Origin of the sequence: Sinorhizobium fredii USDA 205 (genome assembly GCF_001461695.1) — a bacterium.
Lineage (GTDB): Bacteria > Pseudomonadota > Alphaproteobacteria > Rhizobiales > Rhizobiaceae > Sinorhizobium > Sinorhizobium fredii.
Genome location: NZ_AUTC01000077.1, coordinates 70,568 through 91,784, shown reverse-complemented (window position 1 = coordinate 91,784; position 21,217 = coordinate 70,568). Strand labels below are relative to the sequence as shown.

Below are 21,217 nucleotides of genomic sequence, written 5' to 3'. Positions count from 1 at the left end.
CGGCCTCGTCGAAAGACGGGGCCGTTGCGCATTTGAACGAACGCGGCAATTCAGATCGCCGCAAAAAGCCGGTTCCACCTCAACTACAATGTCATGTGCCGGTTTCGAGACGCCCCTGATCGCGCTCGTCGATCGCCTTCAGGAAATGGTCGGACGTTGACGTCCATCCAAAGAGTATCTGCACGAGCGTGATCGAGGCATCATGATTGCTCCTTGAAGCGTCCCAGGCGATGGGCTCGCTAGTGCAATCCGTCAGCAGTATGCAGTGGTAGTCCTGAAGAAGGCATCCCGAATTGTCGACTCCACACACACGCTTGTCGTGCATCCTGTCACGATGAGGTGTTTGATGCCTGCAGCTTTCAGAACAGAATCAAGTTCAGACTCGTGGAAGCGTATTCATCCGGTGAACACCGCAGATAATTCGAAGCTGATCTCCACCTAGCTTGATCGGAGGTCAAGGTCGCTGCTGCGGCCCTCTCGCACCGTGTCCTCGTGATGCAGGGGCAGACGTAATTACGCACCAGCTATGTTAGAAATCCTGAAATCCGCTACTGGCAATCTCGTGCTTCGATAGAGTGGCTGTAAGTACCACCGGGCCACGACCATACGTACTGTATTTGCTTTATCTGGCGCGTGGCCAGCCACTTCCCGAATGTTTTGCATTGCTCTGCAACTATGCCGGAATCAGCACCGAGGCTTTTCTTCAAGTCCGCCGCTTCGAGCGGCTCTGGAGATGAGGCCTGAAACGTGAAAACGCGATGGGCAAAAGATACTGACTCGATTGTAATTCCGTCGAATTGGCGCGGAAGGGAGTCGTTCATCTTTGCAATTTCGGTTGGCGAGATCGGGCTTGGAGGAAGGCGGTAAATGTTCACCGACAACATGAACGCCAGCGTCACCGTGAACACAATCGGCCAGCGGATGTTGAACCACCATTGTGTGACGGCTGCAAACACAGCAGCAAACAACGCCTGCATCGCCAACCAAGGGAGCCAATCGCTGGTGTTCCAATAAAGCTCACCCCAAATTTCATGTATCTCGGTCATATAACCTGCTTTAACGCGAGCCGATTGAGCAGACGCAAAGTGTCGCACAGTGCAAACGCGCCGCAATCACTGATTTCCGCGCAATCGCTCTCTGGGCGGTTATCTGGGCCGCATCCACAAGGCAACAGGTATTTCTCGGGGCCGTCAGAGATTCGAAGCGGTCAAGCACAGGTAAATGGCTGTTGAAACTAAACCGCGGCAAAACAGGAGCTAAAATGCAAGAAGCCCCGGACGAACCGGGGCTTCTCTGTGTCTGAACCAATCGGCATCGCCGATCAGTGTTCCTTGTTGGCGTAGACCGACTTCTTCGTAAGATAGACCAGGCCGGTCAAGATCAGCAGGAACACCATGACCATGAAGCCGGTGCGCTTGCGGTCTTCGAGATGCGGCTCTGCGGCCCACATCAGGAATGCCGAGACGTCCCTGGCGTATTGGTCGACGGTTTGCGGCGCACCGTCGTCATAGGTGACCTGGTCGTCGGAGAGCGGCTTCGCCATCGCCAGCGCCGAGGCGCTCACGAAATACGGGTTGTAGTGCGTGCCTTCGGCGACCTGAACGCCTTCCGGCGGCTCCTGATAACCGGTCAGCAGCGCGTGGATATAGTCCGGACCGCCTTCCTGGTAGGGCCAGAAGATGTCGAAAACGAACTGCGGGAAGCCGCGCTCAATGCCGCGCGCCTTGGCGATCAGCGAGAAGTCCGGCGGTGCGGCGCCGTTGTTGGCGGCCGCCGCGGCTTCCTTGTTCGGGAAGGGCGCCGGGAAGTGGTCGGACGGAACGGCCTTGCGCGCGAACATCTCGCCATCGCCATTCGGGCCGTCCTGCACCTCGTAGTTGGCCGCAAAGGCCTTCACCTGTGCGTCGGAATAGCCGAGACCATGCTCAAGCGTCCGGAATGCGACGAGGTCCATCGAATGGCAGGCAGAACAGACTTCGGTGTAGACCTTGAGACCGCGCTGCAGCTGTCCCTTGTCGTAGTGGCCGAAGAGACCGGCAAAGGTCCAGTCCTGCTGTTCCGGCTTGTGCAGCGGATAGTGCGGCGTGGCGCCGGCGGCGTGCTCCTCGCCGCCTGCTTCCTCGCCCTGGGCCAAAGCCGCTCCCAGACCGAGACCAGCGACGACAGCGAGTGACAGAATGCCTGTAACAAGCTTTTTCATTGTTGTGAGTTCCTTATCAATCGCTGTTCCGGTCAGGCGTGCGCGGTCTTCGGCTGCGCCTTGGCATTCTGCTTCTCCAGCACCGCCTCGGTGATGGAGTTCGGAATGCGCTTCGGCGTTTCGATCAAGCCGAGAACCGGCATGATGACGAGGAAGAAACCGAAGTAGTACAGCGTGCCGAGCTGCGACATGACGACGTAGAGGCCTTCTGCCGGGCGGGAGCCGAGCCAGCCGAGCATGATGGCGTTGGCGACGAAGATCCAGAAGAACAGCTTGTACCAGGGGCGGTAGACGGCCGAGCGGACCTTGGACGTGTCGAGCCAGGGCAGGAAGAACAGAACGATGATCGAACCGAACATCACCAGAACGCCACCGAGCTTGGAGTCGATCGGGCCGATGTTGAAGGTGATGGCGCGCAGCATCGCGTAGAACGGCAGGTAATACCATTCCGGAACGATGTGAGCCGGGGTCTTCAGCGCGTCGGCCGGGATGTAGTTGTCCGGGTGGCCGAGATAGTTCGGCATGTAGAAGACGAACCAGGCATAGACGATCAGGAACACCGAGACGCCGAGCGCATCCTTCAGCGTCGCATAGGGCGTGAAGGCCACCGTGTCGGTCTTCGACTTCACTTCGACACCGGTCGGGTTGGTCTGACCGACGACGTGCAGCGCCCAGATGTGCAGGACGACGACGCCGGCGATCATGAAGGGCAGCAGGTAGTGCAGCGAGAAGAAGCGGTTCAGCGTCGGCTGGTCGACGGCGAAGCCGCCAAGCAGGAACTGCTGGATCCACTCGCCGACCAGCGGGAAGGCCGAGAAGAAGCCGGTGATAACCGTCGCCCCCCAGAAGGACATCTGGCCCCAGGGCAGAACGTAGCCCATGAAGCCGGTCGCCATCATCAGCAGGTAGATGACGACGCCGAGAATCCAGAGGATCTCACGCGGTGCCTTGTAGGAGCCGTAGTAAAGACCACGGGCAATGTGCAGATAGACGGCGATGAAGAAGAAGGACGCACCGTTGGCGTGCAGGTAGCGCAGCAGCCAGCCATGGTTGACGTCGCGCATGATCTTTTCGACCGAGTTGAACGCGACAGTCGCTTCGGCGGCATAGTGCATCGCCAGCACGACGCCGGTCAGGATCTGGACGATCAGCATCACCGAGAGCATGGCGCCGAAGGTATAGGCGTAGTTCAGGTTGCGCGGCACCGGATAAGAGACGAACGAGTCGTGAACGAGGCGCGGCAGCGGAAGGCGGGAATCAACCCACTTCTCTATGCCTGTCGTTGGCGTGTAGGTTGAATGTTCAGCACTCATTATCAGTAGTCCCCTCAACCGATCTTGATAACTGTGTCGGAAACGAACGAGAAGGTCGGCACGGCGAGGTTTTCCGGAGCCGGGCCTTTGCGGATGCGGCCGGCCGTATCGTAGTGCGACCCGTGGCAGGGACAGAACCAACCGCCGAAATCACCGGCCTGGCCGAGCGGGACGCAACCGAGATGCGTACAGGAGCCGATCATCACGATCCAGTTTTCCTTGCCCTCGCCGGCGGAGCGGTCGAGATCGGTCGCCTGCGCATCGGTAGTGAGATTGGCGTTGCGCGCGACCGGGTCCTTGAGCTCATCGAGCGGCACGGCCTTCGCCTCTTCGACTTCCTTGTCGGTGCGGTTGCGGATAAAGACCGGCTTGCCGCGCCACTTCGCCGTCAGCGACATGCCCGGCTGGAGGCTCGAAACGTCGACCTCGATCGAAGCCAGCGCGAGCGTCGATGCATCCGGGCGCATCTGGTCGATGAACGGCCAAGCCGCCGCGCCGGCGCCGACAACGCCGGCCATGCCGGTGGCCAGATACAGGAAATCGCGGCGAGTGGGCTCGCCCAAGGTCTCGCTTGAAGTGTCGTGTTCGCTCACGGCTAAACCATCCTCTCACGCAATGTGCGGAAACCGCATCCGCCCCCGGCGCGTTTCCTGTTCCTTCCCAGGTCTCGGAGCGCGCCCTATCCTCATGCTGGCACCGACCAGGCTTGCTGCAGCAGGCTCCGGCAGGCGTCAGAATCCGGAGAATCCTGCACGCAGAATCCCCATCAATCCGGCGCGTTCTATGCTCGATCGAGAATTATGTCCAGCCTTCACAAGAGGAGGTGGGCAGATTGTCGCGGGGGAAAGAGGCAGCCAATGAGCACAAGGGCTTGGCACGGTCGAGGCGCGCGCGGGCGCGCCCTATTCCGCCGCCTCTTCTTGCGCGATGAAACCGCCGGACTGGCGCGCCCAAAGGTCCGCATAAAGGCCACCGCGCGCGATCAGCTCGGCGTGGCTGCCATCCTCGACGATACCTCCGCGATCCATCACGACCAGACGGTCAAGTGCCGCGATCGTCGACAATCTGTGGGCGATGGCGAGCACCGTCTTGCCCTGCATCAGACGCTCCAGATTGGTCTGGATCGCCGCCTCCACTTCCGAGTCGAGCGCCGAGGTCGCTTCGTCGAGGACAAGAATGGGCGCGTCTTTCAGCATTACCCGGGCGATCGCGATCCTCTGCCGCTGGCCGCCGGAAAGCTTGACGCCCCGTTCGCCGACATGGGCATCGAAGCCCTTTCGGCCGCGCTGGTCCTGCAGGGTGACAATGAAGTCGTAGGCTTCCGCCTTGCGTGCCGCTTCGACCAGCTGTTCGTCGGTCGCACCGGGCCGGCCGAAAAGAATATTGTCGCGGATCGACCGATGCAGAAGCGATGTGTCCTGGCTGACCATACCGATCTGGGCGCGCAGCGATTCCTGCCGAACCGCGGCGATATCCTGCCCGTCGATCAGGATGCGACCGCCTTCGAGGTCGTAGAAGCGCAGCAGCAGATTGACGAGCGTCGACTTGCCGGCGCCCGAGCGCCCGACGATGCCGACCTTTTCGCCGGGCCGGATGGTGAGAGAAAAATCATCGATGACACCGCCGCCCTTGCCGTAGTGAAACGTCACCTCATCGAAACGGATCTCCGGACGGTTGACCGTGAGATCGGGTGCGCCGGTCCGGTCGACAAGGCCGATCGATTGCGAGACGAGCTCGGCCGAATTCTGGATCGTGCCGATATTGCGCATGATGGCATTGAACTGCGACATCATCCGTCCGAGCAGCATGTTGAGGCGCAGCACCAGCGCCAGCGTGAAGGCGACCGCGCCTGAGCTGACATTCCCTGCAAGCCACAGATGAATCGAGTAGACGGCGATCGCCGCGATCATCAGCCCCGAAAGCAGCGCCTGGGAGGCCCGTACGCCCGTCAGAAGCCGGGTGAATGGGATGACCGCGCCCTGGAAACGGTCGAATCCGGCGCGAATATAGCGATCGTTCTCCTCGTCGCTGCCGAAGAGCTTGAGCGTCTGGATATTCGAATAGGCATCGACCATGCGGCCGTTGAGCATCGACGCCATCTCCGCGGTGTCGCGGGCGTGCTTGCGGACGCGCGGGACGAAATAGCGGGCGAGCGCAAGGAAGACCACGATCCAGAAGGCCACCATCGCCGCCAGCCGCCAGTCGAGCTGGGCGATCAGCGCCATGGTCGACGCCGTATAGATGACGATGAACCAGATCACCTGCAGCAAGGAGACGATCAGGTCGCTCGTTGCCTGCGCCCCCGACCAGACCTTGGTGACGATGCGGCCGGAAAAGTCGTTCTGGAAGAAGGTGAGCGATTGCCGGGCCACATAGACATAGGACTGCCAGCGTACCAGGTTGAGGAAGCCTGTGATGATCGCCTGCTCCTCGACCAGCGCCGCAAGCGCCACGGCCAGGAAGCGAAACACCAGCACCGTCAGCAGCATGAAGGCCAGTTCCGGGCCGTTGGAGGCGATCAGTCCGCTCCAGCCGTCCTCCGGCCGGACGGTATCGAGCACGTCGACAAGCCGCCCGACGAAATAGAACAGCCCCGCTTCGAGCATGGCGACCAGCCCGCCGAGCGCCGCCATGGCAAGGAACGGACCTTTCGCCTGTCTTGCATAGAACCAGGCGAAGCCCCAGAGCGACCTCGGCGGCTGCAGCCGATCGCGCGGCGCGAAAGGTTTGATCCAATTCTCGAAGATGGTGACGATGGCGCGCAGCATGGTTCCGATAATAGGGGGCTGAGACCGGACGGCAATCGGTTTCCGCCGGTAGGTCGATTACAAATGCGTAAGCTTTTGCCCTGACGAGAGGTGCGACGAGGCGACGGATTACTCCGCCGCCTCCTCTTTTTCGACATCATCGGCGATGAAGCCGCCCGACTGGCGCGACCAGAGGTCGGCGTAGAGCCCGCCCTTTGCAACGAGCTCCGCATGCGAGCCGGTCTCGACGATCCGCCCGGCTTCGAGAACGACCAGGCGATCCATTTCGGTCAGCGTCGAAAGACGGTGCGCGATGGCGATCACCGTCTTGCCGGCCATCAGGGCGAAGAGATTTTCCTGGATAGCCGCCTCCACCTCGGAATCGAGCGCCGAGGTTGCCTCGTCGAGAATGAGGATCGGCGCGTCCTTGAGGAAGACACGGGCGATCGCAATCCTCTGCCGTTGGCCGCCGGAGAGCTTCACGCCGCGTTCGCCGACCTGCGCGTCAAGCGCTTGCCTGCCAAGGTTGTCCTCGAGCGTCTGGATGAACTCCCAGGCGTTGGCCTTCTTGGCGGCGACGAGGACCTGTGCGTCGGTCGCCTCCGGGTGTCCATAGGCGATATTGTCGCGAATGGAGCGGTGCAGGAGCGACGTATCCTGCGTGACGACGCCGATCTGCGAGCGCAGGCTGTCCTGGCTGACGGCAGAAATATCCTTCCCGTCGACCCGGATCACGCCGTCCTCCAGGTCGTAGAAGCGCAGCAGCAGGTTCATTAGCGTCGTCTTGCCGGCACCCGACCGGCCGACGAGGCCAATCTTCTCACCGGGGCGGATGTCGAGCGACAGCCGATCGATGACCCCCTTTGCCTTGCCGTAGTGGAAGCGGATGTCCTCGAAGCGGATCGCCCCCTTCTCGGCCTTCAGCGGCACGGCATTCGGCTGATCGACGATGTCATGCGCCTTCGTCATCATCCCCATGCCGTCATAGACAGTGCCGATATTCTCGAACAGCGCCGAGACTTCCCACATGATCCACTGCGACATGCCGTTGATGCGCATGGCAAGACCGATCGCAACGGCGATCGCGCCGACCGAGATCGCGCTGGTAAGCCACAAGTAGATCCCGAGCGCACCTATAGCGAAGAGCGCCACGCAATTGTTCGTGTAGACGCATATGTGGAACAGCGTGACTTTGCGCATCTGCCGGTGGACGGTATCGAGAAACTCCTCCATTCCCGCGCGCGCATAGGTCTCCTCCCGCCCCGCATGCGAGAAGAGCTTCACCGTGCTGATATTCGTGTAGCTATCGACGATACGTCCCGTCATCATCGAACGGGCATCCGCCTGCTGCTTGGAAATCTTCTGCAGGCGCGGCACGAAAGTACTCACGATCACGACATAGATGACCAGCCAGATGGCAAGCGGCGCGACGAGCCGCAAGTCGGCAGCCGCGACGACGACCAGCATCGTCGTGAAATAGCTCACCACATAGACGAAGACGTCGAGGATCTTCATTACCGTTTCGCGTACGGCAAGCGACGTCTGCATGACCTTCGTGGCCACGCGTCCGGCGAACTCGTTGGCGAAGAAGGTCATGCTCTGCCGAAGCAGATACCGGTGCATCTGCCAGCGGGCCATCATCGGATAATTGCCGAGCAGCACCTGGTGCATGATGAATGAATCGAGCGCCACGAGGGCCGGCAAGCCGATGAGGATCAAGGCTCCCATCCAGGCAAGCCTGCCCCCCTCGGTGGCGAGGAAGGTTTCACGCTCGGCATTGGACAGCCAGTCGACGACGTTGCCGAGGAACTGGAAAAGCGCCACCTCGCCGATCGCGATTAGCATGGTGCAGACTGCCATGATGAGCAGCCAAGGCGCCGCGGGCTTGGTGTAGTGCCAGCAGAAGGCAAATAGGCCTTTCGGTGGAAGCGTGGGTTCCTCCACCGGGTAAGGATTGAGGCGGGATTCAAACCAGCCGAACATCAGTTAGCTCCTTCAGGTATTTTGAAGGAAGGCGGGTCGCCCCGCATTCTTTATCTTTGGAAATTCGAAACCGGAGGGACGCCCCGAATCGCGTTGCGACCTCCGGAAAGCCGGAGCACGCGTCATTCGATCTACAGAAGGAAAGGCCGCGGAACCGGTCAGGCCTGGAAGGGCCAGGCTACTCGTGGGAGGCGTGTCAACATCAGAACGGTCATGCATGCCTCCGTCGGTTCGCGTTGAAGAGGCTTGAGCTTTACCCTCATTCGCGTCATTGCGCCAGATTGTCGCAGCTACTTTCTTGCCTATTTTTTCACCGGGATCCGGCCTGTTGCCGATACGGCACAGATTAGCAAAGGGAAATTCAGCAGTGCAGAGCGCCCTTCCCCGCTCCCGGTCCCCCGGTAGATCGCCAGGCGATTTGATGCCATACGGGCTCGCAGATTTTCGCGTCTCGCCATCTTGCGTCTTCGGTACAGGCCCATGAACAAACACCGCATCGCTCTCTACCAGCCGGATATTCCAGGCAATACCGGAACGATCCTTCGTCTCGCAGCCTGTCTGGGGCTCGCCGTCGACATCATCGAGCCGGCGGGCTTCGACCTTTCCGACCGCAACCTCAAGCGCGCCGGCATGGACTACATCGCAGCCGTCACCTTCCCCCGCCATGTCAATTGGGAGCGCTTCGAGACATGGCGGGCGGAAAGCGGCCGGCGGCTGGTGCTCGCCTCCACCAAGGCAGCCGAGCCTTATACGCGCTTCGAGTTCCGGGCCGACGACATCCTTCTCTTCGGCCGGGAAAGCGCCGGCGTGCCGGATCATGTCCGCGACCGCGCCGACGCACGCATCCTCATTCCGATGGCACCTGGCCAACGCTCGCTCAACATCGCCATCGCGAGCGCCATGATCGTCGGCGAGGCGATGCGGCAGACCGAGGCACTCTGAGGCGACGCGGCGCATCATGCGGTGTCCTCTCTCGGTTGCCCGCGCGCCGCGACCAGGCTGCGGCGCCAATAGCAAGCGACTCCGACCGCCACAAGAAGCGCACCCGCGCCGGAGAAGGTCGTCGCATAACCCCAACTGCGGATCAGCGGCTGGCTGATGAACGGCGACAGAAACTGCCCCGCGAAGATGCTGGCGATCAGCGCCCCTGAGAGCCGACCGCGCAGCGAAGGTGGAGCGATCGCCAAGAGCGAAGCCGAAAGATTTGGCGTCGTCATGCCCATGCTGATCCCGGTTATAGCCGTTGCCGCGAGGATACCGGCATAGGATTGGCTGCCTCCCAAGCCGAGATAGCCGGCGCCGAGGGCGGCTGAGCCGAGGGCGAAGACACCCAGCCGCCCGATCCGCGCCCGCACCCGCGGAAAGGCGAGCGCAGCCACAACCCCCACAGCCTGCCCCATTCCGATCGCTGCACCGGCGAGGCTCGGCTGCGCAAAGCCAAGGCTCTTCAAATAGAACGGCAGTTGTGTCGGCAGCATATAGAAGACGAGGAAGTGCAGGCCTGCGGCGAGTAGAAGCAGGCCCAGCAGCCCGGCAGAACCGTCGAGGTCGCCTTGCCCGGCACTCGCCCTCGGCGATGCCTTGGGCTTCTCCGGTTCGGGGATGAGCGCGATCACGGCGGGCAGCAAGGCGAAAGCCAGGCAATAAATCGCGAATGGCCCGCGCCAGTGGACGTCGGCCAGCAAGCCTCCCCCGGTCAGGAAGACTGTTCCGCCAATCCCCACGAAGGCGGCCTGAAATCCCATGTAGCGATCGCGTGCGGCCCCCTCGAAGAAATCGCCGATAAGCGCCGTTGCCGTGGTCATGATCCCGGCCACTGCCACCCCGAGCGCGGCTCGCCCGACAAGCAGGCCCGGCAGGCTGTCGAGAACCAGGCCGGATGAACCGGCCAAGGCGAAGAGCACCAATGAAGCGAGCAGCAGTCGCCTTCGACCGAACCGGTCGGCAACAAGGCCGGCGACGGGCGCAAGCAGGGCGATGAAAATCGCCGGCAGTGTCAGCATCAGCCGACTGAGCAGCTCGACGCCTTGACTGCCGGCAAAGCGAGCCTCGATGCCCGGCAGCGATGCCGAGATCGTCGCCCCTGACATGATCGTCAGTGCGCTGACGCAAAGAAGGGTGAGGTTGCGGCCGCGCTTTCCCGCGGAGAGAACACCCGGCTCGCCCTCGTACGAAGATGTACCGCCGCTCATGCGGCGATCTCGCTGTAGGGCGTGGACTTGCGGGCATGTTTCAGGGTGCGCGCCCACCAGGTGAGCCGATCCATCATCAGGAACAGCGGCGCACGCAGCTCTTCGGGCTTGTAGAGATTGCCGGCGGCGTCGAATTTCGACCACGCCTTCGGAAGCGCCACCCCGTCCCTGAGCGTCACCGCGTGCAGCTCGCCGAAGACCTGGCGCAATTGTTCGACGGCGCGGATACCGCCCGAAGCGCCGCCATAGGAGACAAAGGCCACCGGCTTGGCATGCCAGGGCTCATAGACCGCGTCGATCATCTCCTTCAGCGCCGCCGGATAGCCGTGATTGTACTCCGGCGTGATGACGATGAAGGCGTCCGCCTCGGCGACCTTCCGTTCCATCCACTCGCCCATCTCGACCGGTTTATCGCCGCGCGTGCTTCTCAACCGCAGCGGGTCGATGATCGTCAGGCTGAAGACTTCGGACGTCGAAAGCTCGCGGATAAGCCAGCTGGCGACGGTATCGCAGAACCGGCCCTGCCGCGCACTGCCATAGATCAAGGCGAGGGTCATCTTCTCTGTCATGCGGGTATCAGCTCCTGGTTGTCGGTTACAGGGAGCTCATGCTATAGAACCTCAAGCTTAGTTGAGGTCAATAGCACCGATGAAAAAAGACAATGGCAGTGATTTCAAGCGCGAGCTGACAGTCGGCGAGGTCGCCGAACGCAGCGGCATCGCCGTCTCGACGCTGCATTTCTACGAGACCAAGGGACTGATCCGCAGCAATCGCAGCCGCGGCAACCAGCGGCGATATCCGCGCGCGGTGCTGAGACGCGTCGCCGTCATCAAGGTCGCCCAGCGCACCGGCATCCCGCTTGCGGAAATTCAATCCGCCCTTGCGGTTCTTCCCGACGAGCGGCCGCTGACCGTGGAGGACTGGAGCCGGCTGTCGGAGACCTGGCGCCAGCAACTCGACGATCGCATCTCCAAGCTGACTTCGCTGCGCGATCAATTGACCGGCTGCATCGGCTGCGGCTGCCTTTCGATGCGCGACTGTCCCTTGCGCAATCCCTATGACGTGCTTGGCTCCGAAGGTGCTGGGCCGCGCCTGATGGATCCTTCCGAAAGCATGGACGACGCGGAAAGCGCGCCTGGCGCTTGAGCGGCGACCATCGCGCCCGGGCGACGATCTGCGTGACGGACAGGATGAATACCGAGCCCTTGACGCGCCGGCAGTCTTCGCTCCGGTGCGGTCGCTCAGTCAGCGCTCGGCAGGCGCCGCATCGTGAACTCGATCTCGTCGCCCTCCAGCTGGCGCCAGCTCTCGACTTCCGTCCAGTAGGCGGCCTTGGGCCAGGTCTCGAACCATTCTCGCGCCTTGGCCCGGGCGGCACTCCTTTCGAGGCGGAAGGTCTCGCGCACGAACAGACTGTCGCCCCGCGCCGGGTGCTCCCGGCGGTGACGGGCGATCTGGCGCCGCAAGCCATCGAGCGGCGGTGCTGGGGGTATCTTCGCCATGGCCGTACCTCTGATCGTAAAGATAGGATGCGTGCCGCCCCTTGGCCAGTCCAACAGCCCTTGCCAGACATCCCCAAGACCGAAATCGCTCGGGGCACTCCATTGCGATAGACTGTCACCGAGACAGAGCTGCCGTTGCCATTCCGCCGAAAATATGGACTGTGGCGACGGCGACAGAATCGGCGGCTTCCTTTGCGGGATGCCGGAAGTTGGAACCTGAATCCCCATGGAAAGACCACAATTGCCGCAGGAGCTGCCTGCAGACATCGAAGACAAGAAGGCCGAGGCGAAGGCCTGGTTCGAGAGCCTGCGCGACTCGATCTGCGCGGCTTTCGAGACGATCGAGGACGATCTGACCGGGCCGTTGTCGGATCGTCCGCCGGGCCGTTTCGTCGGCAAGGACTGGCTCCGCGAGGAAGGCGCCGGCGGCGGCGGCCGCATGTCGATGATGGAGGGCCGCGTCTTCGAAAAGGTCGGCGTCCACACGTCGACCGTTTTCGGCGAGTTTTCCCCCGAGTTCCGCAACCAGATCCCCGGCGCAAGCGAAGATCCGCGCTTCTGGGCGTCCGGCATTTCGCTGATCGCCCATCCGGTCAATCCCAATGTGCCCGCCGTGCATATGAACACGCGCATGGTCGTGACCACGAGCAATTGGTTCGGCGGCGGCGCGGACCTCACCCCCGTTCTCGACCGCAGGCGGCTCATGACCGACCCGGACACCGCGGTCTTCCACCGGGCGATGGAGATCACCTGCAATCGGCATCCGGTCGCCGATCATGCGAAGTTCAAGGAATGGTGCGACGAGTATTTCTTCCTCAAGCACAGGAACGAGCCGCGCGGCACGGGCGGCATTTTCTATGACTGGCTGCACTCGTCCGAGGAAATGGGTGGCTGGCAGGCCGATTTCGCCTTCACCCGCGACGTCGGCAAGGCATTCGCCATCGTCTATCCGAAAATCGTCAGGACAAATTTCAACACGCCGTGGACCGAGGCTGACCGCGACGAGCAGCTCGTGCGTCGTGGCCGCTATGTGGAGTTCAACCTGCTCTACGACCGCGGCACGATCTTCGGTCTCAAGACCGGTGGGAACGTCGAGTCGATCCTCTCCTCCCTGCCCCCGGTCGTGCGCTGGCCCTGATTGCTTTCTCCGCTCAACGACGACGCGAACAAATCCCGGCTTGCGACGTTCTCTCCTCAACGAGGGAGTATCGCAGAATGGTATTCAAGAAGCGCACATTCTTCGGCCAGGAGCCCGAGAGAGAAACCCCTGAACATCCGGCGGAGCTGGAGCGAAGGGTTGCCCATTGCCTCGCCGTCGCACCGGGTCTTGATGCCGCCGACGTCACGGTGACCTGCAATGGCAACGCGGTCCTGCTCGGCGGCACCGTTGCCACGGCGGAGGAGGTTGCCCGAGCCGCGGAAGCGGCGAGATCCGTGGCAGGCGTCGGCGAGGTGATCAATCGTATCGAGATTTCGAAAGTCGGCAGGGGTTGAATGAGGCGACGGACCTTCTCGGAATCTCGAGAAGATTGTGACCGTCCATGCCCCTCATCTGTACGGCATCTTCTCCCCGCAAGCGGGGAGAAGAGCGCGCGCCGCTCCCAGGCCGCCAATCTTTAACGCCGCTGAGTTAAATTGCCGACATCACAGCAAGCCCTCTTCTCCCTGTGGTCACGAGGAGAAGATGCCGGCAGGCAGATGAGGAGCAAACACGGCGGCCTGTTGACGGCCGAGATCAAATCGACCGGAGCGTCCAGCTGACGATATCCGCCGCCACTTGAGCAAAGGCGGCATCGAGGGCTGCGACAAAGGCCGGATTGCCCGCGCCCTGGACCGGCGCGACGGCTCGGAAAGCCTGCTGCCTGCGGACCGTACCGTTGCGATCATCCAATATCTTGGCGAAAATTTCGACTACTGCCGTATCCGCACCATCCGTTGATATCTCGAAGGCCCGAAGTTCGGTGACCAGCTGATAGTCGATGGCCAGTCCCTGGCCCGGCTTTCCGACGCCTCGAACCCTGCCGGTGTTGTCGAAAGTCTGAACAAGCCGATCCTGCACCAGGCGCGGCAGGCTGTCGCCCCATTGGGCTTTCGCAAGATATTGGAGTTCCGATTTCGACAGCCGGACGACGATCTGGTCGCTGCCAAGCGTCTTCAGGGCCGTCGGCTCCGGCACCAGTATCTGGCGGTTCGTCGCGGCCGGCCGCTCGACGACCGGCGTCGATGCCAGGCTGAACGTGTCATTGGCTGCCTGGCGCGTACCACAGCCCGCCAGCAGCGCCGTCAATGAAAGAACCATGGCAAACCGGGCCGCCCCCGCTGCACGCCACGATACCAGACCCGGAAAACCCATACGCAAATTATCCCCAAACAACGCGCTGTCCGGCGCCCAGCCCCCACGCAACCAGCCCGCGACCGATGATCAGCGAATCACCGCCGCGTGCGGCCATCATATTGCTTAACCGTCTCGCCGCCGAATAGCAGGCGTTGTGGATTTCGATCGAAATTGGAGATCGTACTCTGCAGGCTCTGCACCGTTCGCCGCGTTTCCGTGACAAGCGTCTCCACGTCCCGCAGGCCCGAATTGGAGAAGCGCTTCAGGTTGTCGGCGATGGGGCCGATCTGAGCGTTGAGGTTGTCGGCCATCCGGCGGAACGATTCAAGCGTCGAGCGTGCCTCGGCCGAAAGCGACGGCGCATTCGCATCGCCGAGGAAGCCATCGACCTTCACGAGAATGCTGTCGACGCGATTCGACGCCGCATTCAGCTTGTTCGACATCTCCGTGAAATCGGTGATCGTCTGGTCGATGTCCTCCTGACGGGCGGATATCTTGTTGGCAAAATCGGACACCTGGGCGGCGACCTTGCGTGCATCGGCGCTCGCTGCGGAGATGTCGTTGACGACCAGCCCGACCTTCTGCGTGTCGACGGCGGCGACCAGCGCATCGACACGCTTCAGTGTCTGCTGGGCGTTCTTGCCGAATTGGTCATAGGTGTCGACCGTGCGCCTGAACCCGGCGATTGCCTCCGAGACCCCGCCGGACGCCGCCTTGAGGTCGTTGCTCACATCCTCGACATTGCTGACGATCGTGTCGATCTTCTTCGGATCGACCGCCTTGATCAGCCGGTCGGCGCTTGCAAGCGTGTCATCGAGCTTCTTCGACGCCGCACTGACGGATCCCGAAAGCTCCTCGACGCTCTTCAGGAACTTATCGATCGCGTCGGAATTGTCCGCGAGCGCCTTGGAGAAGCGCTGCGCATTGCCGATTGTCGCGGTCAACGGGCCGCGAACCTCGGTGACGAAGCCCTGAATGTCCCCAATGGCGCTGTTCGCGCGATCAAGGATCTGGTCGGCGGTCGCAAGCAGGCTCGTGACACTCGATTGGTCGGCCAGGATACGTGCTTGCGTGCCGTTTTCGAGTGCGCTCTTGAGAATGTTCTCGTCGCCCTTCCGCCCGCCGCTGAGCTCGATATAGGCCGCTCCCGTCAGGCCCTGGATTTCCAGCGTCGCCCTTGTCGACTTCAGCACCGGTGCGTCGGCCGATACCTCGGTGATGGCAATCGAATAGCGCGGGTCGTTGGCGTCGATCGCAAGGCTGCGCACGCTGCCGACATTGATGCCGTTGAACCGCACCGGTGAGCCGACCGACAGGCCGTTGGCGGAGCCCGGAATGTTGACGACGAGTTCGACCATTTCGCCGCTTCGGCCATATTGCGACATCCAATAGACGAAGCCGAATGCGGCGGCGATCACGAACACCGTGAAAAAGCCGACAATGGCATAGTTCGCTTTAGTTTCCATCGGCCCCGACTACCTCTGCGGCCTCGCCGCCATTTCATCCTGCTTCGACATACCTTGCGTCGCCTATTTTATCACCTTTGCCGGATCAGTCGTGCTCGCGCACGATCGCCCTCGCCCGCTTGCCGCGGAAATAGGATTTCACCCACGGCTCGTCGCAGGCAAGCATGTCCTCGATGGTCCCCTCGACCAGGACGCGCTTCTGGCCGAGGACCGCAATCCGGTCACAAACCGAGAACAGGCTGTCCAGATCGTGCGTCACCATATACACGGTCAATCCAAGCGTGTCCCGCAGCTTGGCGATCAACTCGTCGAACTCCGCCGCGCCGATCGGATCAAGGCCGGATGTCGGCTCGTCGAGGAAGACGAGATCCGGATCGAGCGCCAGCGCCCTTGCAAGGGCGGCGCGCTTGATCATGCCGCCGGAAAGCTCCGAAGGATATTTTTCCGCCGCTTCCGGCGCCAGGCCCACCAGTTCGATCTTCAGACGTGCAAGTTCATCCATCAGGTCTTGCGGCAGATCGAGATATTCCCGCATCGGCACCTGGATGTTTTCCCGCACCGTCAGCGCGGAAAAGAGCGCACCGTGCTGGAAGAGAACGCCGAGGCGCATGTCGAGCGCGATGCGTTCCTCATCGCTTACCTTGTCGTATTCCGCGCCGAGGATCTCGATCGCGCCGGAGCGCTTTGGCAGCAGCCGCAGGACCGTGCGCATCAGGACCGACTTGCCGGTGCCGGAAGCGCCGACGAATCCGAGGATTTCGCCGCGCAGCACATCGAGATTGAGTTTGTCGAGGACGATATTGTCGCCGAAGCCCACGGTCAGGTCGCGAACGGAAAGCACGGTCTCGCGCCTCGCCGCCTGTTCCGGTTGCTTCTCCATGACCGCCTGAACCATTTTTCCGCCCGCCTCAGAAATCGATCGCCGCATAGAACATCGCGAACAATCCGTCGATCAGGATGACGACGAAGATCGATTTGACGACCGACGATGTCACGCGCCGTCCGAGCGATTCCGCGCTGCCGCCGACCTTCAGCCCCTCGACCGCGGCGACGACGCCAATGATGAGCGCCATGAAAGGCGCCTTGATCATGCCGGCCGCCACCGAGGAGAAATCAACGGCCTCCTGCAGTCGGGCGAGGAAGGTCGGTATGGTGATGCCGGAATACGTCCAGGCGACGAGCGCCGCCCCGGCGAGTGCGGCGAAGTTCGCGATGATGGTCAAGAGCGGCAGCACGATCGTCAGTGCCACAAGGCGCGGGAAGACGAGCACGCCGACCGGGCTCAACCCCATGACCTTCAGCGCGTCGACCTCCTCGCGCATCTTCATCGAGCCGATCTCGGCCGTGATCGCACTGCCGGAGCGACCGGCAATCATGATCGCCGTCAACAGCACGCCGATTTCACGCAGTTGCAGGATGCCGACCAGGTCGACGACGAAGATCTCAGCCCCGAAGGACCGGAGCTGAAAGGCCCCCTGCTGCGCGATGATGGCGCCGATCAGGAACGACATCAGCGTGATGATGGGGGTGGCCATCACGCCCATCCGGTCGATCTGGTGGACGATCGCGGCAGGCGATACGCCGGCGTGACGCCCGAGCTTCATCTGCGCCCCACGGACGGCCGAGCCCAGAATAAACATGGCGGCCACCGTATCGGTCCAGATCGAAACCGTCACTTCACCGACCGGTGCAAACAGCCGCTGGAAAAGCGGGTCCTTCCGCTTCGAACGCTCGGGCCGCCGCAATTCTCCGGGCAGTGCGCGCACGAGTTCGACATAGCGCTCGCCGCCATCGGCAAAGTGAATCTCGCCCCCGGCCTCGCTGCCGATCCCGTTCATGAAGCGCCGGATAATCCAGGCGCCGGCCGTATCCATCGCCGTGATCCCGGAAAAATCGAACTCGTTCCTGCCACTGCCCGGCTTTCCGAGCCGCTTGAGCTTCTCGGCCATGGCTTGTGCCGTCTGGTGCCGCCAGTCGCCAGTGAACATGTAACGTCGGCCGGTCCCCCCGTCGGCCCCGGCGAGGACGACATCGGCAGCGTTCTGGGATGGCGCGCGCGTCACGTGATCTTGGTCTTTCGTTTACTCTTCGGTAATCTCTTAAACCAGATTCGATCTCAGGACAAAATCACCTAGAAATTCAAAGTCGTACAGCGGGCTTTGTGCGACCGAAAAGACACAGCGCGCGGGCGCGACCGGGAGAGGCGCCCAGGACGGAGCGGGCGCCGTGAAACCCTCCGCGGCCCCGTCGGAGAGCCCCAATGCCGATCTCGCTTGCAACCGCCGTCGAACACTTTCCGATCGCCAGCACCTTCACCATCTCCCGCGGCTCGAAGACGACGGCGAGCGTCGTCACCTGCGCGATCAGCGACGGCACGGCGTCCGGGCGGGGCGAATGCGTCCCTTATGGCCGCTACGGCGAAACGATCGAATCGGTGCTGAGCGAGATCGAAGCGGTTCGACAACGGATCGAAGCTGGCATGACCAGGCTGGAACTGCAGCAATCGATGAAACCGGGCGCGGCCCGCAATGCCGTCGATTGCGCGCTCTGGGATCTCGAGGCTAAGCAGGCGAACAAATCAGCCGCCATGCTCGTCGGGCTCGCCGATCCCGTCGCCCTGATCACGGCCTACACTATATCGCTCGCCGAGCCGGAAGAGATGATGGCGCAGGCCGCGAAATACGCCCATCGCGCCCTGCTGAAGGTCAAGGTCGGGACGGCTGACGACACCTCGCGAATCCGCGCCGTGCGGAAAGGCGCACCGGGAAGCAGCATCATCCTTGATGCCAATGAGGGCTGGACGCCGGAAAACCTCCCCTTTCATTTCGCCGCCTGCGCCGAGTCCGGCATCGCCCTCATCGAGCAACCCTTGCCGGCAGGGCGTGACGAGGCGCTGGCCGAGGTGGCCCGTTCCGTGCCCGTCTGCGCCGATGAAAGCGTGCATGCGACCGCCGACCTCAAGGCGCTCGTCGGGCGCTACGATGCGGTGAACATCAAGCTCGACAAGACCGGCGGGCTGACCGAAGCGCTGCGCATGCGCGAGGAGGCCCAGTCGCTCGGCCTGAAGATCATGGTCGGCTGTATGGTCGGCAGTTCGCTCGCCATGGCCCCGGCGATGCTCGTCGCCCAGGGGGCCGATTTTGTCGATCTCGACGGCGCGCTGCTGCTTGCCGAAGACCGCAATCCCGGCCTTCGCTACGAGGCCTCGCTCGTCTTTCCGCCGGAGCCGAGCCTGTGGGGCTGAAGGTACCATCCGGCAAAGGCGAAGCAGCATCCGGTTAATGCCACGACCGACATCGAATAGAAGCCGGCCACGCCGAACCAGGCGTAGAAATAGCCGGACAGAAGCGTGAAGATCGCCGTGAAGATACCCGTGTAGAAGAAATAGAGGCCCTGGGCGGAGGCTTCCTGCTCCTCGGCGACGCGCTCGACCAGCTTGTGCTGCATGCCGGTATGCATGATCGCATAGGTAAAGGCGTGCAAGCACTGGAGGACGAAATAGCCCGAAAAGCCCAAATCCATCGGGAAGATCAGCCAGCGCACCACCGCCAGCAGGCAGCCCGAAAAAATCATCGTCCAGACACTGAAGCGCCTGACGATTGCCTTGGCGAAGAAGAACATCAGCACTTCCGCCGCCACGCCGGCACTCCACAGAGCGCCGATTTGCGTGCCGCTATAGCCGATCTGCTGCCAATAAATGGCCGAGAACGCGAACAGCATCGCATGGCTGCTGTTGACCAATGTGACGCCGATCAAAAGCAGTTGCAGATCGGGCTGCCGCAGCGATTGCGGCGGCGCTTCGGTGATCGCCGTGATCGGCGATGGCCGGCGCGGACGGCCGATGCGCGGGGCGGCGCATGCCATCAAAACGGTGAGGCCGAAACCGGCCGCCATGGCCGGCAAGACCATTGCGCCGCCGATGAGGCCGATCATCCAGCCGCCGAGCATCGTCGCGCCGATAAAGGCGATCGAACCCCAGACGCGCATCAGCGCATAGTCGAAACCCCAGCGGCGCACACCCGATAGCGCAAGTGCCTCGACGATCGGCACGTAAGGCGAATAGGCGGCCGATTGCAGCGCATAGATCACCAGCACCGGCCAGAAGTCCTTGGCGAGGAAAAGGACGAATGCCAGGGCAAGAGAAAGACAGCCCGACCAGATCAGCACGATCGTGCGTTCGCCGAGACGGTCCGCCAGCACGCCGGCCAGCGGCGCTGTGATGACACGGATGAACAACGGAACGGCGAGCACCACGCCGATCTCGAAATCGCTCATCGACAAGCTGCTGAGCCACACCGGAAAATACGGCATGGCGAATCCGTTGACGATCAGCGGCGCGCAGAAGAGCAAGGCGATGCGGAGCGCGAAGTGACGCGGCGGAGGCCCCAGAAGCGGGGGCGCTGATGCGGGAATCATGGGAGAACCTGATGGCTGTGTGCCAGCTCTAGCACGAGTGGCCGCCGGCTCGCCAGCCGCTAGTTTTAGCCACTTGGAGCGAGAATCGCGATTTCACGCCGCCTGCGGAGCAGCGAGCCTCGCCGGCAATTCATCGGCCGAGATCTCCGCCGCCGCCGCGCCGCCGCGCAGGCTATGCCACGTGATCAGTTCCATCGTGCCGTCGAAGTGCTCGGCGATCGCCGTGCAGCTTTCGACCCAATCGCCCGTATTGATGTAGCGGATCTCGTCGATGTCCTCGATCACTGCATGGTGGATATGGCCGCAGATAACACCCTGGGCGTGATGCCGGCGGGCCTCGTCGGCGACGACTTTCTGGAACTCTCCGATGAAGTTCACCGCGTGCTTGACCTGCAGCTTCGCCCAGGACGAGAACGACCAATAGGGCATGCCGAGGCGGCGGCGAATGGCGGCAAGGCCGATATTGATGGCGATTGCCGTGTCGTATGCCCAGTCGCCGAGATAGGCGAGCACGCGCGCGTTGCGCACGACGACATCGAATTCGTCGCCATGCAGGACGAGGTAGTTGCGCCCATCCGCTCCCCGATGCATGTGGCGTGCCGCGACCTCGATGCCGCCAAAGTGGACGCCCGGGAAATCCCTCATGAACTCGTCGTGATTGCCAGGGATGTAGATGACGCGCGACCCCTTGCGCGCCTTGCGCAGCAGCTTCTGGACCACGTCGTTGCAGGACTGCGGCCAGTACCAGCTGCGCTTAAGCCGCCAACCGTCGACAATGTCGCCGACGAGAATGATGGTTTCGGCCTCGTGGTGGCGCAGGAAATCGATCAGGTAGTCCGTCTTGGCCGCCTTCGAGCCCAGATGGACGTCGGAGATGAACAGCGTCCGCAATTTCCGAACCGAATTCTGTTGAGATCCCGATGCCGCAACCATGCGATCCTCGCCTTCTCGAGCCTTGTTTCATCTCGTCAAAACCAGACTCGTGTTTCAGGAAGATGACACCGAAATTCGGCGCGCCGGATCGCGCAGAAGGAAAAGCGCTGTCGTGAAACTGTACGCGGGC

At 62.2% G+C, this 21,217-nt stretch carries 21 protein-coding genes; 5 read left to right on the top strand and 16 right to left on the bottom strand.

The genetic code is table 11. From position 1 onward, the window contains the following. Positions 1-252 precede the first annotated feature (252 nt). From N181_RS35195 to N181_RS09205, 7 genes are all read right to left on the bottom strand, one after another. Positions 253-396, bottom strand: coding sequence for a cysteine hydrolase family protein (locus tag N181_RS35195; protein ID WP_080577577.1), 144 nt, complete (start codon positions 394-396; stop codon positions 253-255). Positions 397-548: 152 nt separating this feature from the next. Then, positions 549-1,046, bottom strand: coding sequence for a hypothetical protein (locus N181_RS09230; RefSeq protein WP_037396559.1), 498 nt, complete (start codon positions 1,044-1,046; stop codon positions 549-551). A gap of 275 nt (positions 1,047-1,321) precedes the next feature. After that, entirely contained in the window at positions 1,322-2,200 is an 879-nt protein-coding gene (locus N181_RS09225; protein WP_037396560.1) for a cytochrome c1, read from the bottom strand. Between the two features lie 32 nt (positions 2,201-2,232). Beyond that, the gene (locus tag N181_RS09220; RefSeq protein ID WP_014328514.1) at positions 2,233-3,513 is read right to left on the bottom strand and encodes a cytochrome b; all 1,281 of its coding nucleotides are present in this window, start codon (positions 3,511-3,513) and stop codon (positions 2,233-2,235) included. Between the two features lie 14 nt (positions 3,514-3,527). Continuing rightward, entirely contained in the window at positions 3,528-4,106 is a 579-nt protein-coding gene (gene petA / locus N181_RS09215; protein ID WP_014328515.1) for a ubiquinol-cytochrome c reductase iron-sulfur subunit, read from the bottom strand. A gap of 309 nt (positions 4,107-4,415) precedes the next feature. Next, positions 4,416-6,281 carry an ABC transporter ATP-binding protein gene (locus N181_RS09210; RefSeq protein WP_014328516.1) on the bottom strand — a complete coding sequence of 622 codons (1,866 nt, stop codon included), beginning with the start codon at positions 6,279-6,281 and terminating at the stop codon, positions 4,416-4,418. A 108-nt stretch (positions 6,282-6,389) separates the two neighbouring features. Then, entirely contained in the window at positions 6,390-8,243 is a 1,854-nt protein-coding gene (locus N181_RS09205; protein ID WP_037396578.1) for an ABC transporter ATP-binding protein, read from the bottom strand. Between the two features lie 480 nt (positions 8,244-8,723). On the opposite strand from N181_RS09205, the gene N181_RS09200 reads away from it, so the two are divergent. Next, a complete protein-coding gene (locus tag N181_RS09200; RefSeq protein WP_060563343.1) occupies positions 8,724-9,185 on the top strand; it encodes a tRNA (cytidine(34)-2'-O)-methyltransferase in 462 nt (153 codons plus the stop codon). A 14-nt stretch (positions 9,186-9,199) separates the two neighbouring features. Here the strand turns inward: N181_RS09200 and N181_RS09195 are convergent, their stop codons facing one another. Both N181_RS09195 and N181_RS09190 read right to left on the bottom strand, forming a co-directional pair. After that, positions 9,200-10,435, bottom strand: a complete 1,236-nt coding sequence (locus N181_RS09195; protein ID WP_037396583.1) for an MFS transporter — start codon at positions 10,433-10,435, stop codon at positions 9,200-9,202. After that, positions 10,432-11,004: an NADPH-dependent FMN reductase gene (locus tag N181_RS09190; protein WP_037396586.1), complete on the bottom strand. Its 573-nt coding sequence runs from the start codon at positions 11,002-11,004 to the stop codon at positions 10,432-10,434. Before N181_RS09190 ends, N181_RS09195 begins: the two co-directional genes overlap by 4 nt. A gap of 79 nt (positions 11,005-11,083) precedes the next feature. Here N181_RS09190 and soxR point away from each other — a divergent pair, with 79 nt between their 5' ends. Further along, on the top strand, positions 11,084-11,581 hold the full coding sequence (soxR, locus tag N181_RS09185) for a redox-sensitive transcriptional activator SoxR (RefSeq protein ID WP_037396597.1): 498 nt from the start codon (positions 11,084-11,086) through the stop codon (positions 11,579-11,581). Positions 11,582-11,676: 95 nt separating this feature from the next. Here soxR and N181_RS09180 read toward each other — a convergent pair whose 3' ends face one another. Then, positions 11,677-11,937, bottom strand: a complete 261-nt coding sequence (locus tag N181_RS09180) for a hypothetical protein (protein ID WP_014328522.1) — start codon at positions 11,935-11,937, stop codon at positions 11,677-11,679. Between the two features lie 226 nt (positions 11,938-12,163). Between N181_RS09180 and hemF the strand changes: the two genes are divergently transcribed. Further along, positions 12,164-13,075 carry an oxygen-dependent coproporphyrinogen oxidase gene (gene hemF / locus N181_RS09175; protein ID WP_037396602.1) on the top strand — a complete coding sequence of 304 codons (912 nt, stop codon included), beginning with the start codon at positions 12,164-12,166 and terminating at the stop codon, positions 13,073-13,075. A 77-nt stretch (positions 13,076-13,152) separates the two neighbouring features. Beyond that, complete coding sequence (locus N181_RS09170; protein WP_014328524.1) at positions 13,153-13,431, top strand: BON domain-containing protein; 279 nt, start codon at positions 13,153-13,155, stop codon at positions 13,429-13,431. A 241-nt stretch (positions 13,432-13,672) separates the two neighbouring features. Here the strand turns inward: N181_RS09170 and N181_RS09165 are convergent, their stop codons facing one another. The 4 genes from N181_RS09165 to N181_RS09150 form a co-directional block, all read right to left on the bottom strand. Next, entirely contained in the window at positions 13,673-14,290 is a 618-nt protein-coding gene (locus N181_RS09165; protein WP_014328525.1) for an ABC-type transport auxiliary lipoprotein family protein, read from the bottom strand. Between the two features lie 77 nt (positions 14,291-14,367). Beyond that, positions 14,368-15,738: an MlaD family protein gene (locus tag N181_RS09160; protein ID WP_014328526.1), complete on the bottom strand. Its 1,371-nt coding sequence runs from the start codon at positions 15,736-15,738 to the stop codon at positions 14,368-14,370. A gap of 85 nt (positions 15,739-15,823) precedes the next feature. Then, complete coding sequence (locus N181_RS09155; RefSeq protein WP_014328527.1) at positions 15,824-16,633, bottom strand: ABC transporter ATP-binding protein; 810 nt, start codon at positions 16,631-16,633, stop codon at positions 15,824-15,826. Positions 16,634-16,646: 13 nt separating this feature from the next. Further along, positions 16,647-17,801, bottom strand: a complete 1,155-nt coding sequence (locus tag N181_RS09150) for an ABC transporter permease (protein WP_037396610.1) — start codon at positions 17,799-17,801, stop codon at positions 16,647-16,649. Positions 17,802-17,998: 197 nt separating this feature from the next. On the opposite strand from N181_RS09150, the gene dgcA reads away from it, so the two are divergent. Further along, complete coding sequence (dgcA, locus tag N181_RS09145; RefSeq protein WP_037396612.1) at positions 17,999-18,982, top strand: N-acetyl-D-Glu racemase DgcA; 984 nt, start codon at positions 17,999-18,001, stop codon at positions 18,980-18,982. On the opposite strand, the gene N181_RS09140 is transcribed toward dgcA, so the two are convergent. Together N181_RS09140 and N181_RS09135 are read right to left on the bottom strand one after the other, a co-directional pair. Continuing rightward, positions 18,934-20,154, bottom strand: coding sequence for an MFS transporter (locus N181_RS09140; RefSeq protein WP_037396615.1), 1,221 nt, complete (start codon positions 20,152-20,154; stop codon positions 18,934-18,936). The genes dgcA and N181_RS09140 overlap by 49 nt on opposite strands. Before the next feature lie 93 nt (positions 20,155-20,247). After that, positions 20,248-21,087 carry a UDP-2,3-diacylglucosamine diphosphatase gene (locus N181_RS09135; protein WP_037396618.1) on the bottom strand — a complete coding sequence of 280 codons (840 nt, stop codon included), beginning with the start codon at positions 21,085-21,087 and terminating at the stop codon, positions 20,248-20,250. Between the last annotated feature and the right edge of the window lie 130 nt (positions 21,088-21,217).

Excerpts from the sequence above, each read along its gene's own strand:
- N181_RS09140 (WP_037396615.1), bottom strand. The coding sequence starts at position 20,154 with ATGATTCCCGCATCAGCGCCCCCGCTTCTGGGGCCTCCGCCGCGTCAC.
- N181_RS09195 (WP_037396583.1), bottom strand. The coding sequence starts at position 10,435 with ATGAGCGGCGGTACATCTTCGTACGAGGGCGAGCCGGGTGTTCTCTCC.
- hemF (WP_037396602.1), top strand. The coding sequence starts at position 12,164 with ATGGAAAGACCACAATTGCCGCAGGAGCTGCCTGCAGACATCGAAGAC.
- N181_RS09135 (WP_037396618.1), bottom strand. The coding sequence starts at position 21,087 with ATGGTTGCGGCATCGGGATCTCAACAGAATTCGGTTCGGAAATTGCGG.
- N181_RS09230 (WP_037396559.1), bottom strand. The coding sequence starts at position 1,046 with ATGACCGAGATACATGAAATTTGGGGTGAGCTTTATTGGAACACCAGC.
- dgcA (WP_037396612.1), top strand. The coding sequence starts at position 17,999 with ATGCCGATCTCGCTTGCAACCGCCGTCGAACACTTTCCGATCGCCAGC.
- soxR (WP_037396597.1), top strand. The coding sequence starts at position 11,084 with ATGAAAAAAGACAATGGCAGTGATTTCAAGCGCGAGCTGACAGTCGGC.
- N181_RS09225 (WP_037396560.1), bottom strand. The coding sequence starts at position 2,200 with ATGAAAAAGCTTGTTACAGGCATTCTGTCACTCGCTGTCGTCGCTGGT.
- N181_RS09165 (WP_014328525.1), bottom strand. The coding sequence starts at position 14,290 with ATGGGTTTTCCGGGTCTGGTATCGTGGCGTGCAGCGGGGGCGGCCCGG.
- N181_RS09160 (WP_014328526.1), bottom strand. The coding sequence starts at position 15,738 with ATGGAAACTAAAGCGAACTATGCCATTGTCGGCTTTTTCACGGTGTTC.
- N181_RS09200 (WP_060563343.1), top strand. The coding sequence starts at position 8,724 with ATGAACAAACACCGCATCGCTCTCTACCAGCCGGATATTCCAGGCAAT.
- N181_RS09205 (WP_037396578.1), bottom strand. The coding sequence starts at position 8,243 with ATGTTCGGCTGGTTTGAATCCCGCCTCAATCCTTACCCGGTGGAGGAA.
- N181_RS09170 (WP_014328524.1), top strand. The coding sequence starts at position 13,153 with ATGGTATTCAAGAAGCGCACATTCTTCGGCCAGGAGCCCGAGAGAGAA.
- N181_RS09220 (WP_014328514.1), bottom strand. The coding sequence starts at position 3,513 with ATGAGTGCTGAACATTCAACCTACACGCCAACGACAGGCATAGAGAAG.
- N181_RS09180 (WP_014328522.1), bottom strand. The coding sequence starts at position 11,937 with ATGGCGAAGATACCCCCAGCACCGCCGCTCGATGGCTTGCGGCGCCAG.
- N181_RS09155 (WP_014328527.1), bottom strand. The coding sequence starts at position 16,633 with ATGGTTCAGGCGGTCATGGAGAAGCAACCGGAACAGGCGGCGAGGCGC.
- N181_RS09210 (WP_014328516.1), bottom strand. The coding sequence starts at position 6,281 with ATGCTGCGCGCCATCGTCACCATCTTCGAGAATTGGATCAAACCTTTC.
- N181_RS09190 (WP_037396586.1), bottom strand. The coding sequence starts at position 11,004 with ATGACAGAGAAGATGACCCTCGCCTTGATCTATGGCAGTGCGCGGCAG.